Raw genomic sequence first — 15,506 nt, 5'->3', positions numbered from 1 at the left:
GAACCACCGTGATCAGCGGCGCGACCACATCGACCTATAAGCCCGTCACCGCCGACGTCGGCGCGACCGTCACCGTCACCGTCACCGGAACGAAGACCGGCTACACGACCACCTCGAAGACCTCCGCTCCGACCGCAGAGATCACCGCCGAGCTCCATGTCAAGGGCACTCTCAGCTCGAATCAGACTTGGGATGCAACAAACACCCCAGTTGTAGTGATTGACGACGATCTGAGCATTCCGAATGGAATTACCTTGCAGATTCAGGGCGGGGTCGTCATCAAGTCTTACGGGGCCGGTATTCAGGTTTCGGGTTCGTTGCTCGCAAATGGCACCGCGACAAGCCCAGTGACATTCACCTCCCTCCGAGACGACACCATTGGCGGAGACAGCAACGGCGACGGAGACGTCACGGTCCCGAGCGCCGGCGACTGGCAGGGCATCGACGTCATCGACGCAGGCTCGCTCGTGAGCACATACGGGAACATCCGATACGCATCCACTGCCGTGAACGCAAACGCGGGAGCTAAGACCGTCGAGGTGTCCAATGCCACGATCAGCAACAGCGGATCGACTGGAATCGATGTTTGGGTCGACCGTTCCGGAGCGAACGCGGGAACCGCATCAGTGAAGATCCAGAACAATATCGTCCGCAACAGCGCTGGAATGGGGATCTTCGTTAGAGCGACTGGCCAACCGGAAGGTTCCGGAACACAGATCCCGATCCCTACCGTCCAGAACAATACGGTCACCGGTTCCGGCAGCACCGCGATTCACATCTTTGGCGACAAACTCGACGGCGCACTCCTGCGCGGAAATGGCGGCTCGAGCAACACCATCAATGGCATCAGTGTCTCGGGAAAGCTGACCACGAACGCATCCGTTCCCCTCGGAGGCCTTCCGCTCATCATTGATGACGGCACCTACTGGGCCGACGCCCTGACGATCGCGAGCAACGCCACCCTCACCATCAGCGCTGGTCAAGTCATCAAGTCTTATGGGGCCGGTATTCAGGTTTCGGGTTCGCTGCCCGCAAATGGCACCGCGACAAGCCCAGTGACATTCACCTCCCTCCGAGACGACACCATTGGCGGAGACGGCAACGGCGACGGAGACGTCACGGTCCCGAGCGCCGGCGACTGGCAGGGCATCGACGTCATCGACGCAGGCCAAGCGCACCTGATCGGCACGGACATCCGATATGCGAGCACTGCCCTGTACGTCGCAAGTGGAGCCGGTGCTGAGCTTCATGGCTGGGTGAGATTTACTACCGCAGGGGTGCAGGCGGACGGCTACGCCGACGTGACCAATACCGACTGGGGAGGCGACCCTACTGGCCCTGCGCCGCTCGGGGGAGGTCCTGCTGTTACCGGTGCCGGAGCAGTCATCGTCCCATGGGTCGGCTACGTCGCCCCTGTGCGGAAGACGCCAACTGCACACGCGACGTTGCCCGTTTACTACGATTGCAAGTCGATCGCCTTTATCGGCGCCCGTGGTTCCGGTCAGGTACCTCAATATTCCTTTGACTACAGCGACAATGCAGTCGAAACGGAGGAGGACTTCTTCGGTGACTACGTGCAGGAGATTTACAACAGTTACGCCGCGCTGGACTCGCGGTCTGTTAAACCGCTTGGCCTGCGATACGCAGCGGTACCTACTCCGGGAAATTATAGCCCGCTGCTGCAGGGATTCGTATCGCCGACGTCCTTCGCTGACTCTGTTTATGATGGAGCTGATCTACTATATGACCTACTTGACCAGGAGTCGCGCCGTTGTCCACGTGAGAAGTTTATTCTCAGCGGCTATTCCCAAGGGGGTATTGTCATTCACGAATTCCTTCGAATGCATGGCGGCGATACTGCTCTTATGGATAAGATCATCGGTGTTGCGCTTGTCGCGGACGGGTCCCGTGTCTCCTTTGGGGCAGAAGATAAATATGCCGGCCTTAACACAACAGAGACGGCTCAACCATATCCCGGGATTTGGGCATCCATTTTGTCCGGCAACGCAGGTGGGGCGCCGCCGATTCCGAACACCCTCGCCCAACGCACGGTCTCAATCTGTCATCACTTCGACATGGTTTGCGGAGTGACCTTCATGGCCAATATATTCCAGCACACCAACTACTCTGAGCCCGAACTACAGTTCGTTGCGGAGAAGCTTTACTCTAAGACCACGTGAATTTGCTAATCGCGACTTGGCATGTCGTTGAGGTAGGCGGTCGAGGTCGAGCGGACGCCCTTGTTGTAGCTGGCGGAGGTCGTTTCGCGGTCGTAGTCCCCGACGAGCTCGGAGACGTTCTGGAGGAAGTCGTTCTCCTTCACGTTGCCGAGGTAGAGGAACGCGTTCGACGCGCTCCACAGCTTCAACATGCCCTCCTTGCCTCGTGCCGCTCATCCAGGCGTCGATCCTCCCGCCCGACGGCAGGCGCGCCTAGCCGCGAAGCCCGCGCCTCTGCGGGACGGAGGCGCCGTCGTCCCCGCGGCGGGATGGCGCCCGTCACTCCTGTGGTGGAAGCGCGGCCGTCACTCCTGCGCGCCCGTCACTCCTGCCTGCCCCTCACTCCTGCGTGCCCGTCACTCCTGCGCGGCCGCCTCGAGGGCGCGGTCGAGCCAGTCCGCGAGCAGCAGGCGCTCTGCGGGCGTGAGGCCGGCGAGCTCCGGTGCGAGGGCCCGGACGCCGACGAGGGCGGTGAGCCGCCCGCCGTCGCCGGGGGAGGGCGGGTCGGTGAGGATCCCCGCGAGCACGCTGTCGAGCGCGGCGTCGGCGAGACCGGGGTCGCGGTCGGCGGCGGGGGTGGAGAGCAGGGTGGTGACCACGCCGGTGCCTGCCGCCTGGATGAGGCCGACGGCGCGCTCCTCCGGCACGCGGAGGCGGCCCTCGGCGGCCACGCGCTGCACGCGGGCGGCGAGGACCCGCCGTCCGGAGAGGGCGGCCGGCGATCCGGAGGCGCGGCCCGGATCGCTGAGGAGGCGGAAGAGCGCGGGGTTGGCCAGGCCGAACTCCACCTGCGCGGCCCAGCCCGCGCGCAGGTCCTCGACCGGGTCGACGCCCCCGGCGACGGCCGCCTCGACCGTCCGCGCCTTGGAGTCGACCCAGGTGGCCAGCACGTGCTCCGCGACCGCCTCGAGCAGGCCGTCCTTGTCGCCGAAGAGGCGGTAGATCGCCGGGGCCTGCAGCCCGGCCGCCTGGGCGACCGCTCGCGTGGTGACGGCGGCGGGGCCCTCGTCGCGGAGGAGGCCGGCGGCCGCCTCGACGATGCGCAGGCGCGTGTCGGTCGGAGGAGTGGAGCTGGTCACGTACCGACGGTAGCGCACGGTTGCTATCAAGGGAATTCCGTGGTTATCTTCGTCGTGGTATCGCTGATACCCCTCATTGGAAGGCTCTCCCCATGATCATCGTGACCGGTGCCACCGGCGCTCTGAACGGCGCCACCGTCGACCACCTCCTCGACACCGTCCCCGCCTCCGGGATCGCCGTCGCCGCCCGCGACGCCTCGAAGGCCGCCCGCTTCGCGGAGCGCGGAGTGGAGGTGCGCGTCGGCGACTACGCCGACCCCGCCTCCCTCCCGGGCGCCTTCGACGGAGCGGATCAGCTGCTCCTCGTCTCCTCGAGCGATCCGCGGGCCGACGCCGTCGCCCTGCACCGCACCGCCGTCGAGGCGGCCGTCGCGGCCGGAGTCGGACGGGTCCTCTACACGAGCCACCAGGGCGCCGCCGCCGACACCCCCTTCGGCCCGGGCCGGGACCACGCGGCGACCGAGCGCCTGCTCGCCGAGTCCGGACTCGCCTGGACGTCGCTCCGCAACGGCTTCTACGCGCACAGCCTGGGTCTGTTCCTCGGACCGTGGCGGGAGACCGGAGTGATCGAGGTCCCCTCCGACGGCCGCGTCTCGTGGACGGCCCGCGAGGACGAGTCGGAGGCGGCCGCCCGGCTCCTCCTCTCGGGGAGCCCGCACGACGGGCCGGTCACGCTGACCGCGACGGAGGCTCCGACGTTCGAGGAGATCGCCGGGATCGCGGCCGAGGTCGGCGGGCGACCCGTCGAGCTGCGCGTCCTCGGCGACGACGAGTGGGTCGCCGCGCGCGTCGCGGCGGGTCAGCCCGAGTTCCTCGTGCGCTTCACCCTCGGGATGCACCAGGCGGCCGAGCGCGGCTTCTTCGCGGGCACCGACCCCGAGCTCGGGCGCCTCCTCGGACGCGAGCCGCGCAGCGTCCGCGACCTGCTCGAAGCCGGACCGGCAGCCGTCACCGGATGACGCCGGGCGGGCCGTCCCGGGTCCGCCCGCGCGCCGCGGCACCGCGCCGTCCGTGCGGCGTCTCGGCGTCAGGGCGGTTTCCCGGCTCCCCCCGCACGACGACGGGAGCCCGCCGCACCGGTGAGGTGCGACGGGCTCCCGGGGAGTGCCGTGCGTCAGCCGCAGCTGCGCGCGCTGTACGGCGCGGTGGCCGTGGCCGTGACGGTCTTGCCGCCGACCGTGGCCGTGCCGGTGACCGTCGCCTCGCCCGCGGCGAGCTGCGTCGAGCGCACCGTGAACGCGGCGGAGCCGGAGGCGCCGGGCTTCACGCCGGCGATCGTCTTCACGCCCTCCGGGGTGCTGATCGAGACGTCCATGGGCACCGTGTCGCCGTTCCTGCCGACGACCGTCAGCACGACCTTGCCGGCGACGCAGCGCGACGTGGCGGTCGCGCTCACCTTCAGCGAGGACTGCACCGTGACCGTGACCTGCACCGGCATGCGCGACGCGTCCTGCGCGACACCCGAGACCGTGAAGGTCCCGGCCGTGGCGTAGGCGGCGGGCGCGACGGCGTCCCAGGCCACGTCGACCGTGCTGGTGGTGCCGGCGGCGGTCGTGATCGTGGCGCGGGGCAGGACCGGCGCGGTGCCGGCCGTGGTCGTCGCGGTCAGCGGAGCGACCGAGGCGACGGCCAGGCCGGGGGCGTAGCCCTCGAGCACCTTCTGGTACTCGGAGCGCGTCACCGGGATGACCGTGCCGTGGCGCGGCTTGCCGCCGTCGGCGTTCTGCGGCAGGCCCGTGCGGAGCTTCGCTCCGAGCGGCTGCCAGGAGTCGCCGTTCGCGAGGTCGTCGGTGCCGAACGGGATGTAGTGGTTCGGCCCGTCGTGGTAGTTCGGCTGGTCGATGAAGAGGAACCAGTCGAGGCCGTTCACGTCGCCCTCGTTGGCGGGGAAGACGTTGGGGCCCTCACCGCTGGTGAAGGTCTTCCCGGGCTCGCCGTTGGGCAGGCCCGAGGCCACCTTCTCCTTGACCAGCGACCACTCGTCCGCCGGTCCGCCGGTGCCGGGCAGCGAGCCCGAGACGGTGGCCAGCAGGTCGGTGCTCTTCTCCTCGCGGAGGGTCATCGACGCCTCGTCCTTGGTGAAGCGGTAGTAGGTGTCGCCGTCCTTCGCGACCGTCGAGTCGATGGTGCCCTTGCCGGCGCCGCGCTTGACGTCGATCCACGGCTTCGCCTCCGAGAAGGAGGTGAAGTCCTCGGTCGTCGCGTACATCATCTGGTTGTAGGTGACGGAGGCGCGATCGGCCGTGTTCGTGGTCGGGTACATGTTCGAGGCCCAGAACACGACGTAGGTCTGGAGCTCGTCGTCCCAGTACGCCTCGGGGGCCCAGGTGTTGCCGGCGAAGTCGGTGGAGACCTTGACGTGGCGCTGGGCGGACCAGTTCACCAGGTCGGTCGACTCCCAGACCTCGATGTACTTCGAGCCCGACTTCTGCGCGGTGTCGAAGCCGCCGGGGAGGCCGTCGATCTTCAGGTCGGTGGCGAGCATGAAGAACTTGTCGCCCTCGTGCGAGCGGATGATGAACGGGTCGCGCAGGCCCATCGTCCCCAGGTTCGAGGTGAAGACCGGCTTGCCGCCGTTCAGCGTGTTCCAGCTCAGCGCGTCGTTGCCCTTCGAGGCGGCGAGGCTGATGCGCTCGGCGCCGTCGCCCTCTCCGGTGAAGAACGCCCAGACGTACGCCTCGGTGTCGTCGGTGCCGGCGGGGAGCGGCTGCACCCGGAGGGTGAAGTCGCGGGTCCGGGTGGTGGATCCGCTGGTCGCGGTCGCGCGGACGACCACGTCGATCGCGGGGCTCCCGGTCGCGGGGCGGTCGACGTCGATGGTGCGGGTGCCGGCGGCGCTGCCGTCGCGGACGGTCGCTCCGCTCGGGCTGACGACGCTCCAGGCGATGCTCGAGCCGAGCGTGCCGGTGGTGGGCACCGAGACGTTCGTCCGGATGTCGCCGACGTTCGGGATGGCGATCGCGGCGAGGTCGCGCTGGACCTTCGTCGCGTCGTCCAGCTGCGCGGCGACGCGCACCATGTAGTCGACCGAGCGGGTCTCGGTGCCGACCCTGTAGGTGGCGGTGAGCGTGGCGGTGGCGTCCGGCTGTCCCGCGGCGGGGCGCGTGACGGTCGCGGTGCCGCCGGTGATGGCCACGGCCGCGCTGTTCGACGTCCAGGTGATGCCGACGCCGCTGGCGGTGGTGGGCACCGTGAAGCCGGCGGTCGCCTCCGTGGGCACCGTGACCGACGCGACGGCGCGGTCGAGGGCCTGCGAGGAGTAGAGCGCCTGCACGGAGCTGCTGCTGAGGGCGCTGTCGTAGACGGCGAAGTCGTCCATCTCGCCGTTCCAGCCCGGGTCGTTGTAGGTCGAGCGCGCGATGTACGCGACGAGCGACGGGCCGAACGAGGAGACGTCGCGGGCGATCGTGCTCTGCGAGATCTGCGCGCCGTTGACGTACACGGTGAGCTTGCCGGTCGAGCCGTCGATGACGGTCGTGTAGAGCGAGAGGCCCGAGGGGGTGCGCGCGCCGACGGTCGGGGCGCCGGTCGCTCCGGCGCCGATCTCGGTGTTGTAGGGAGCGCCCGCGTTGACCGAGTTGGTGACGACCGACTTGGTGTAGCCGGAGAGGTTGCTCGGGTTGAGCAGCCAGTAGCCGGAGGAGAACGAGGCGCCGGAGGCGACGGGCGCTCCGACGAACGCGGCGGCGACGTTGCCGGTGCCGCCCTTGTGGGCGAGCCAGGTGGAGAAGGTCAGGTCCTTCTTGCCGACGAGGCCGGCGGTGGGGATCTCGAGGTAGGGGGCGGCCGCGGCGGATCCGCCGGGGAGGCTGATGAGCCCGTTGCGGAACTGGGCTCCGGAGCCGCGCAGCGTCGCGCTGTAGCCGTTGCCGCTGGTGTCGGCGACCGTGGTGCCGGTGGGGGCGGTGTCGAACGTGTAGTGGAGGAGCGGGGTCTCGGTGGCTCCGAAGGCGGAGCTGGGGACCGTGGCGCCGAGCAGCGCCGTGGCGGCGACGGTCGCGACCGCCAGAGCGGTCCTCACCGCCGATCGTGATCGTCTCATGCAGATAGGCCCTCGTGATCGGGTGCGGCGTCGAAGCACGATCCGCAGGGCCGCGGAGGTGTGCGTCTTCGCACGGTATGTGAACGTGAACATCCTAGATCGCGGGGCCGGATCCTGACCAGACCCCGGGAGAGGTCTGCGGGCTCGCGCAGAACGCCGGCCGGACGCGCGGTTCCTCGCCTCTCGACCGAGGGGCACTGCTCTCCGCCGACGTTCTGCAGGAGCCGGCCGGGTGGCACGATGTCCGCATGGCCTCCGATCGCCCCGTCCTGCTCGTCGTCGACGTCGCCGACGGCGGCCGCGAGGATCCCGAGTTCGAGATCGAGTTGCAGCTGCTGACCGCGAGCGTCGTCTCGGCCGCCACCGCCGCGGGCTTCGTGGTCGACCGCGTCCCTGCCGAGCAGGCCGGCGCCGCCGAGCTCGAGCGCCGGCTCGCCGCCGCCGACGCCGTCGTGGTCACCGGAGGGGAGGATGTCGACCCGTCCCTCTACGGCGGCCGACCCGACGACCCGCACCGCGGCCAGTCCTTCCCCGCCGCCGATCGCGCGCAGATCGCGCTCGTCCGCCGGGCCGTCGAGACGCGGACCCCGCTGGTCGGGATCTGCCGCGGGATGCAGCTGGTCAACGTCGCTCTCGGCGGCGACCTCGTGCAGCACCTGCCCGGCGCGGGTCACGTCGGCCGGTCGGTCCCCGGCGAGCACCTGTCGGGGATGGTCGACCACCGCGTGGCGCTCGAGCCGGGCAGCGCCCTCGCTCGCATCCTCGGCGCCGCCGAGCTCGACGTCCGCAGCTCCCACCACCAGGCCGTCGACCGTCCCGGCGAGGGCCTCGTCCTGGTCGGCCGCGCCGACGACGGCACCGTCGAGGCCCTCGAGCACGAGTCCGCGCCGCTCTGGTGCGTGCAGTGGCACCCGGAGGACGCGGGCTCGCGAGGCACCGTGCTCACGGACCTGCTCGAGGCGGCGCTCGCCGCGACCGCTACTTGATCGACCCGCGCATCACTCCGCTGACCACCCAGCGCTGCGCGAAGAGGTACACGATCAGCAGCGGCGCCATCGCCATCAGGTAGGACGCGAAGGCGACGGTGTAGTTCGTGTTGAACTGCCCCTGGAAGACGTACTCGGCCAGCGGCAGGGTGCGGGCGGACGGGTCCGAGAGCACCACGAGCGGCAGGATGAAGTCGTTCCACGCCCACACGCAGGTCAGGATCCCGACGGTCGCGTTCATCGGGCCGAGCAGCGGGAAGATCACCTGCCAGTAGGTCCGCCAGGTCGAGGCGCCGTCGGTGCGCGCCGCCTCCTCGAGCTCGATCGGGATCGAGCGGATGAAGGCGGTGTAGATGAACGTGTTGATCGAGAGCCCGAACACGGCGTAGAGCAGGATCAGCCCGGCCTGGTTGTCCAGGCCCAGCAGGGCCGTCTCCTTCACCACCGGCAGCATGATGATCGGGAACGGCACGAAGACCGCGGCGAGCAGGTAGAAGTAGACGCCCTTGAAGAACGGCCTGTGCATGTTCCGGGCGACCGCGTAGGCGACCATCGAGTTCGAGAACAGCGTCAGCACGACGGCTCCGACCGTGATCAGCGCGGTGTTCACGAAGGCCTGCGGGAAGCGGGTCGCCGTCCACGCCTCGGCGAAGTTGCCCCAGGAGATCGAGGTCGGCAGCTCGAACCCGGTGCCGCCGAGCTGGTCGGGCGTCTTCAGCGCGGTCACGACGGCGAAGTAGAGCGGCAGGAGGATCGTCAGCGAGCAGACCGCGATGAGCGCGGTCGCCCACCAGTTGATCCGGTAGGTGTCGCGACTGGGCCGGAGCCGCCCCTCGGGCTCGCCGAGGGCGATCGCGGTCGTGGGGGTGATGGTCGATGTCATCAGAACGACGCCTCTCTGCGGCTGAGGACTCGGAACTGGATCAGCGAGACCACGATGATGATGAGGAAGTAGAGGACGGCGTTGGCCGTCTGATAGGCGTACTCGCCGCCCTGGAAGCCGCCGCGGTAGATCAGCAGCGTGATCGACTCCGTCGAGGTGCCGGGACCGCCGTTGGTGAGGGCGATGATGTGGTCGAACACCTGGAGGAAGTTCTTCATCGAGATGACCATGTTGATCGTGAAGAAGGAGGCGATCAGCGGGAACGTGATCGAGGTGAACTGCCGCCACCTCCCCGCTCCGTCGAGCGAGGTCGCCTCGTAGAGCTCGCCCGGGATGGTCTGGAGTCCGGCGAGGTAGATGATGATCGAGAAGGCCGAGGCCTGCCAGACCGCCAGCACCACGATCGCCACCCACGCCCAGTCGGCGTTCGCGAGGATGTTCTCGCCGATCACCGGGATCGCGCCGAGGATCTGCGGCAGCGAGTTCGCGAAGAGGTACTGGAACACGTAGCCGATGACCAGGGTCGAGAGCACGTAGGGGATGAAGTAGATCCCGCGGAACGCCGTCTGGAACTTGATCCGCGCGCTGAGGGCGACGGCGATGGCGAGCGAGATCACGTTCACCAGCACGGTCGCCACGATCGCGAAGCCGAAGGTGAACCCGTAGGCCTTCCAGACGCGGTCGTCCTGGAGGAGCGCGAGGTAGTTCGAGGCGCCGATCAGGTCCCAGGAGCCGTAGCCCGCGTAGTCCGTGAAGCTGAAGAAGATTCCGGTGAGGACCGGGACCGTGTGGAGCACGAAGAAGAGCAGGACGGCGGGGACCGTCATCCAGTAGAAGGTCTTCGAGGTGCGCCCGATGGTGCGCTTGCGGCGCGCGGGCGGCGGAGGAGTGGTCGCCACCGCCTGCGCGGCGGCCGTCGTGGTCGTGGTCATGGGGTCACTTCCTGGTCGTGCGTGCCGCGACTTTGCGCCACTCACTGTCGAGGGTCCGGAGCGCCGCGTCGGCGTCCCCGCTGGCGAGGAACGCCTGGAGCGTGGGGTTGAGCGGGATGCTCGCGGGGATCTGGTGGTCGACGAAGCCGATCAGCCGTCCCTGCTCGAAGTAGGGCTGCAGCTCGGCCAGCGTGGGGTCCGAGTTGGGTGCGGCGCCGACCAGCGGCGAGAAGGCGGCCTGGCTCTCGACGTACGGCTCGACGACTCCGGGGGTCAGAAGGAAGTCGACGAAGCGGCGGGCCGCGTCGAGCTTCGGAGTGCCGCGGCCGATGGCGACGGCCACGTCGACGCCCGAGGTGACCCGCGTGTCCGCCGGGTCGTCGAGCACCGGGTAGGGGAAGACGCCGAGGTCGATGTCCGGGTTGTTCGTGCGCACCGGGTTGATCGCCCAGATGCCCTGCGGGTACATGGCCGCCTCGCCCGCGGCGAAGGCCTGGTTGCCGTCGTCGTAGCCGCGGCCGAACGAGCCCTCCTGCGTGTACGAGAAGAGCTGCCCGAGCCGCTCCATCGTCGTCGCGTAGTCCTTCGTGAACGAGACGGGGGAGTCGGGGCCGAGCGCCGCTCCCTCCTCGCGCATCGCGTCGAAGAAGCCGTCCGGCTGCAGCTGCCCGCCGAGCGCGTTGAAGGCGGGGGCACCGGTCCAGTTGTCGAGCAGGGCGCCGTAGAAGGGAGTGATCCCGGCGGCGGTGAGCGTCTCGCAGACGGCGATCAGCTCTCCCCAGGTGGTCGGCACCTCGATCCCGTTCTCGGCGAAGATCGTGCGGTTGTAGAGGATCCCGTCCGCGTTGTTCGCGAAGGCGAGCGCGTTCACCTCGTTCCCCTCGAAGCTGCCGAGGGCGGCGAGGATGTCGAGGGCCGCCGGGTTCACCCGCTCGACGAGCTCGTCGCCGGTGAAGTCGTGGAACACGCCGGCCTTCGCGAGGTCGGCGTAGTAGCCGCTGCCGTTCAGGGTCAGCACGTCCGGCACCTTGTCCTTGACGAGCAGGGTGCGGATGGCCGTGTCGGGGTCGGGCACGTTGTTGGCGATGACCCGGATGTCCGGGTTGGCCGCCTCGAACTCGCGGATGATCCGCGCGAAGTCCTCCACCGCCTCCGCCTTGAACTGGAAGAAGTCGAGCGTGGTCACTCCGTCGCCGGCGCCGGAGGAGGCGCAGGAGGCGAGGGCGGCGGCGGACGCCGCGGCGAGCGGCACCGAGAGGAACAGCCGCCGGGAGAACCCGGGGGGATGCGGATGAGCGGACATGCGGCGCCTCCTTGCGCGTGGGGACAGGTCTCAGGGCGCGCTCGACCGCGGAGGGCGGTGCGAGAGCAGGTGCGGCGGCGGGGGAGCGGGTCGGCTCCGGAGCCGGGAGGGCGGGTCAGAGGGCGGTGAGCACGAGCACGACGAGCTGCTCCGGATCGAGGACGGGGGCCTGGAGCCCGACGGTGCCCAGCACGCGGCCGCGGAGCGCGGTCCCGTGCTCGGCCCAGCCGAGCGGCGACTGCCCGGGGCCGCCGAGCGGCGACGTGACCGGGGCGAGCGCCACGGAGTAGGTGCGCTCCGGGTCCAGGCCCGGGAGCGTGATCCGGCCGGGCGGGTAGGTCGCGCCGGTGCGCAGCTGGGCGAAGGTGAAGAGGGCGGCGGAGCGGTCGGCGGCGACGACTCCGGAGAGCGAGGCGGCGTCGTCGGCGAGGTCGGCGCGCACGACCGTCCCGGTGTGCAGCAGCGCCCGGTGCTCGCGGTGGAAGGCGACCCAGGCGGTCAGCTCCTCCTCGACGGCGGGGGCGAGATCCGAGACGTCCCACTCGATGCCGAGGTGGCCGGGCAGCGCGGTGCCGGCGCGGAAGGCGAGCGAGTGGGTGCGCTGCGTCGAGTGCGACCGCGGCCCTCCGATGTGCTGCCCCATCAGCTCGGGCGGCACCACCAGCTGGGTGAAGGGCTGGATGGTCTGCCGCTCGAGCGGGTCGATGCAGTCGCTCGTCCAGATGCGATCGGTGCGGGCGAGGATCCCGAGGTCGACGCGGGCGCCCCCGGAGGCGCACGACTCGATCTCGACGCCGGGATGCCGGGAGCGCAGCTCGTCGAGCAGGCGGTAGAGCGCGAGCACGTTCTCGTGGACGGCGGAGCGACCGGTGGCGGGCGAGACCGCCTCGATCACGTCGCGGTTGTGGTCCCACTTGAGGTACGCGATCGGATACTCGATCAGCAGCGCGTCGAGGGCGTCGAGCACGTGCTCGAACGCGCCGCGCTGCGAGAGGTCGAGCACCTGCTGCTGCCGCCCCGAGGCCGGGAGGTGGCCGGCCGGGCCGAGGATCCACTCCGGATGCGCGCGGGCCAGGTCGGAGTCGGGGCTGATCATCTCGGGCTCCACCCAGAGGCCGAACTGCATGCCCAGGCCGGTGACGACGTCCGTCAGCGGAGTGAGGCCCTCCGGCCAGACCGAAGGGTCGACGGTCCAGTCGCCGAGCGCCGCGGTGTCGTCGCGGCGGCCGAGGAACCAGCCGTCGTCGAGCACGAAGCGCTCGACCCCGATCCGCGCGGCCCGCTCGGCGAGGGCGGTGAGGCGAGCGAGGTCGTGGTCGAAGTAGACGGCCTCCCAGGTGTTCAGGGTGACGGGCCTCGGAGCGACGGGGTGCTGCGGGCGGGCGCGGAGCGACGCGTGGAACCGGGCCTGCAGAGCGCTGAGCCCGTCGCCCCAGGAGCCGTAGGCGACCGGGGTCTCGTAGCTCTCGCCCTGCGCGAGCTCGATCTCGGCGGGCCGCAGCAGCTCGCCGGCCGCGAGGAGCGAGACGCCCTCGACGGTGCGCTCGGCGCGGAGCGAGGTGTCGCCGCTCCAGCCGAGGTGGACGCCGTGCACGAGCCCGCGCTCCCAGCCGAAGCCGGGCGTGCCCGCGGCGAGGAGGAGGGTCGCGTCGGCGCCGGGGCGGCCGCGGCGGGTGCGGCGGGTGTGCTCGCCGATGGTCAGCGGGCGGCGCTGCGGGTGGCGCTCGCGGAGGTGGTGCCCGGTGGTGTCGAGGATCTCGCGCGCGGTCGCGGGGAGCGGGAAGCCGAGCTCGAAGCGCTCGAGGCGGAACGGGCGGGCGTCGAGGTTCTCGACCCGGGCGCGCTGGGTGAGCAGGCCCGCCGCGTCGACCTCGAGGTCCACGGTCAGCCGGACGCCCGCGCCCGTGGCGACGGTCCGGAGGGCGGAGCCGAGCGCCTCGATGCTCTCGACCTCGAAGCGCTCCGACGCGGCTGCGCGCTCGTGGGTGCCCTCGAAGGTGGGGGCGTGCTGCCAGCCGTCGGCCTCGACGGCGACGAGGCCGAACGGCGCGAAGGCGTCCAGCCCGCCCGAGACGCGCTGGGGGAGGGCGGCGTCTGCCAGGGCGGATAGTTCGGCGGCGGAAAGATCTCCGAGCGCGGCGCCCCAGTGCACGATCGTGGGGAAGGTGACGAGGCGGGCGTCGACGACGACGCTGGTGCCCCCGTCCTGCAAGTGGAAGAGGCGCGATTCCCGGCCGGAGAGGGTCACGGAGTCGTTCGTGGGGGCGATGCTGCGGTGCATGGCTTATTTCTAGAGCAGAAGTAATAGGGGTGTCAAGAGTGGTGAGGGTGACCGGATCCGTTCCTGGAGCGGCGCACTGCCGGTAGCTTTCTACCAGCCCGGAAAGAAGGAGCCCCGTGACCGACACCATCGTCGCCGAGGACGCCTCCGGGAGCTCCTCCGAGCTCCTGGCGCGCGAGGTCCTGATCCACGGTCCCGTCTCGCGGGCCGAGCTCGGCCGCCGCCTCGGCCTCTCGCCCGCCAGCCTGACCCGGCTCGCGCGCCCGTTCCTCGACGGCGGCCTGGTCGTCGAGGGCCCCGAGCAGAGCACCGGAGTCGGCCGCCCCGCCCGCCCGCTCGACATCCGCGCCGACGCGCTGAGCTTCGCGGGCGTGAAGATCACCGGCACCGAGGTCCTCGCCGTCCGCACCGACCTGCGCGCGCGGACCGCGCGGGAGCTGGTCCGCCCGCTGCCCGGCACGGAGCCCGCCGACGTGATCGCCGCGATCGTCTCGGTCGTCGACGAGCTCGGCGGCCCCTCCGCTTTCGCCGGCCTGGGCGTGACGCTCGGCGGGAGCATCGCCGCCGACGGCCGGGTGAGCCGCGCGCCGTTCCTCGGCTGGCGCGACGTCGACCTCGCCGCTCCGCTCTCCGCCGCCCTCGGGCTGCCGGTCGCCCTCGAGAACGACGTGGTCGCGCTCACGGGAGCCGAGCACTGGTTCGGACGCGGCCGCGGCATCCCGCACTTCGCGGTGCTCACCGTCGGCGCGGGCGTGGGCTACGGACTGGTGGTGCACGACCGGGTGGTCGCGCCCCCGGAGGCCGGGCTCGGCCTGGGCGGCCACTACCCGCTGGATCCCACCGGCCCCGTTTGCGAGGCCGGCCACCGCGGCTGCTCGACCGCGATGCTCAGCCTGCCCTCGCTCCTCCGCCAGCTCTTCGTCGCCACCGGCCGCGAGCTGACCCTGGCCGAGGGCTTCGCCGCAGCTCGCGCGGGCGACCCCGGTGCCGAGCGCATCCTCGCCGACTCCGCCCGCGCGCTCGGGACGATGATCGCCGCGATCGGCAACCTCTCGATGTCCGGCACGGTGATCCTGGCCGGGGAGGGTGTCGCCCTCTACACGGAGCAGGCCGCGGTGGTGGACGCCGCGATCGCGGCCACGCGCGACCCGGACGCTCCGCCCCTGGCGCTGCTCGTCGACGACGGCGGGCTCGTGGAGTGGGCGCGCGGCGCGGCGGCCGTCGCGATCCAGCGGCTGCTGCCGCGGATGGCGCTCGGGACGCTGGGGTAGCGGGGCTCTGCGGCGCGCGGGCGCTCGGGGTGCCGGGCTGGCGGGTCTTCGCGCCCAGTGGGCCGTCGGCACGCTCGCCCGGCGGATCTCAGCGCCGCGCGGAGGCTCGGGATGTCGGCCCGGCGGGTGTCCGCTCCGGACGGGTGCCGGGACGCCGGCCTCGCGGGCTAGACGCCGAGCGCCGAGCCGGGCAGGTCGCGCTGCAGGCCGTCGACCATCCGGCCGAACGCCGCGATCGCCTGGTCGTCGCCGAGACGGCCGGAGTCGACTCCTCCGGCGATGCGCAGGACCTCGGCCCGGCGCTCCGCCCGCTCCACCGCGTCGAGCCCGGAGGCCCCGATCGCTGCGGATGCGCGCACTCGCGCGACGATCGTGCCGACGTGCCATCTGCCGCGTGCCATCTGTCTCCTCCTGAAGTCCCCGCCCTTCTTCGGAGCGGACGCACACCCGGATGGGTGCGCGTCCCCGCGTCCTCACCCCCTGTCGCTCCGGCGATGCGTCACGAACGGT

At 70.7% G+C, this 15,506-nt stretch carries 12 protein-coding genes; 4 read left to right on the top strand and 8 right to left on the bottom strand.

The window, feature by feature from the left end:
- A partial coding sequence (locus C5C25_RS09700; RefSeq protein ID WP_219814400.1) for a cutinase family protein occupies positions 1 to 2,180 on the top strand: 2,180 nt, incomplete at its 5' end.
- Positions 2,181 to 2,185: 5 nt separating this feature from the next.
- Here C5C25_RS09700 and C5C25_RS09695 read toward each other — a convergent pair.
- Both C5C25_RS09695 and C5C25_RS09690 read right to left on the bottom strand, forming a co-directional pair.
- Entirely contained in the window at positions 2,186 to 2,371 is a 186-nt protein-coding gene (locus C5C25_RS09695; protein ID WP_104250476.1) for a TraM recognition domain-containing protein, read from the bottom strand.
- 204 nt (positions 2,372 to 2,575) lie between these two features.
- Positions 2,576 to 3,298, bottom strand: a complete 723-nt coding sequence (locus C5C25_RS09690) for a TetR/AcrR family transcriptional regulator (protein ID WP_219814399.1) — start codon at positions 3,296 to 3,298, stop codon at positions 2,576 to 2,578.
- A 92-nt stretch (positions 3,299 to 3,390) separates the two neighbouring features.
- Between C5C25_RS09690 and C5C25_RS09685 the strand changes: the two genes are divergently transcribed.
- The gene (locus tag C5C25_RS09685; protein WP_104250474.1) at positions 3,391 to 4,257 is read left to right on the top strand and encodes an NAD(P)H-binding protein; all 867 of its coding nucleotides are present in this window, start codon (positions 3,391 to 3,393) and stop codon (positions 4,255 to 4,257) included.
- 155 nt (positions 4,258 to 4,412) lie between these two features.
- On the opposite strand, the gene C5C25_RS09680 is transcribed toward C5C25_RS09685, so the two are convergent.
- A complete protein-coding gene (locus tag C5C25_RS09680; protein WP_181133680.1) occupies positions 4,413 to 7,319 on the bottom strand; it encodes an immunoglobulin-like domain-containing protein in 2,907 nt (968 codons plus the stop codon).
- A 269-nt stretch (positions 7,320 to 7,588) separates the two neighbouring features.
- On the opposite strand from C5C25_RS09680, the gene C5C25_RS09675 reads away from it, so the two are divergent.
- Positions 7,589 to 8,326, top strand: a complete 738-nt coding sequence (locus C5C25_RS09675) for a gamma-glutamyl-gamma-aminobutyrate hydrolase family protein (protein ID WP_104250472.1) — start codon at positions 7,589 to 7,591, stop codon at positions 8,324 to 8,326.
- On the opposite strand, the gene C5C25_RS09670 is transcribed toward C5C25_RS09675, so the two are convergent.
- The 4 genes from C5C25_RS09670 to C5C25_RS09655 form a co-directional block, all read right to left on the bottom strand.
- Entirely contained in the window at positions 8,319 to 9,209 is an 891-nt protein-coding gene (locus tag C5C25_RS09670; RefSeq protein WP_181133679.1) for a carbohydrate ABC transporter permease, read from the bottom strand. The two genes, C5C25_RS09675 and C5C25_RS09670, sit on opposite strands and share 8 nt — an antisense overlap.
- Complete coding sequence (locus C5C25_RS09665) at positions 9,209 to 10,141, bottom strand: carbohydrate ABC transporter permease (RefSeq protein WP_104250471.1); 933 nt, start codon at positions 10,139 to 10,141, stop codon at positions 9,209 to 9,211. The genes C5C25_RS09670 and C5C25_RS09665 overlap by 1 nt, the downstream gene beginning before the upstream one ends.
- A gap of 4 nt (positions 10,142 to 10,145) precedes the next feature.
- The gene (locus C5C25_RS09660) at positions 10,146 to 11,444 is read right to left on the bottom strand and encodes an ABC transporter substrate-binding protein (RefSeq protein WP_104250470.1); all 1,299 of its coding nucleotides are present in this window, start codon (positions 11,442 to 11,444) and stop codon (positions 10,146 to 10,148) included.
- A 115-nt stretch (positions 11,445 to 11,559) separates the two neighbouring features.
- The gene (locus C5C25_RS09655) at positions 11,560 to 13,725 is read right to left on the bottom strand and encodes an alpha-galactosidase (protein WP_104250469.1); all 2,166 of its coding nucleotides are present in this window, start codon (positions 13,723 to 13,725) and stop codon (positions 11,560 to 11,562) included.
- A 116-nt stretch (positions 13,726 to 13,841) separates the two neighbouring features.
- Here C5C25_RS09655 and C5C25_RS09650 point away from each other — a divergent pair, with 116 nt between their 5' ends.
- Complete coding sequence (locus C5C25_RS09650) at positions 13,842 to 14,996, top strand: ROK family transcriptional regulator (RefSeq protein WP_104250468.1); 1,155 nt, start codon at positions 13,842 to 13,844, stop codon at positions 14,994 to 14,996.
- Positions 14,997 to 15,163: 167 nt separating this feature from the next.
- Here C5C25_RS09650 and C5C25_RS09645 read toward each other — a convergent pair whose 3' ends face one another.
- On the bottom strand, positions 15,164 to 15,397 hold the full coding sequence (locus C5C25_RS09645) for a hypothetical protein (RefSeq protein ID WP_104250467.1): 234 nt from the start codon (positions 15,395 to 15,397) through the stop codon (positions 15,164 to 15,166).
- Between the last annotated feature and the right edge of the window lie 109 nt (positions 15,398 to 15,506).

It is taken from the genome of Rathayibacter sp. AY2B9, assembly GCF_002931595.1.
Taxonomy (GTDB): Bacteria; Actinomycetota; Actinomycetes; order Actinomycetales; family Microbacteriaceae; genus Rathayibacter.
Note: the sequence above shows the minus strand (reverse complement) of the source record. Positions and strands in the feature narration are given on the sequence as shown.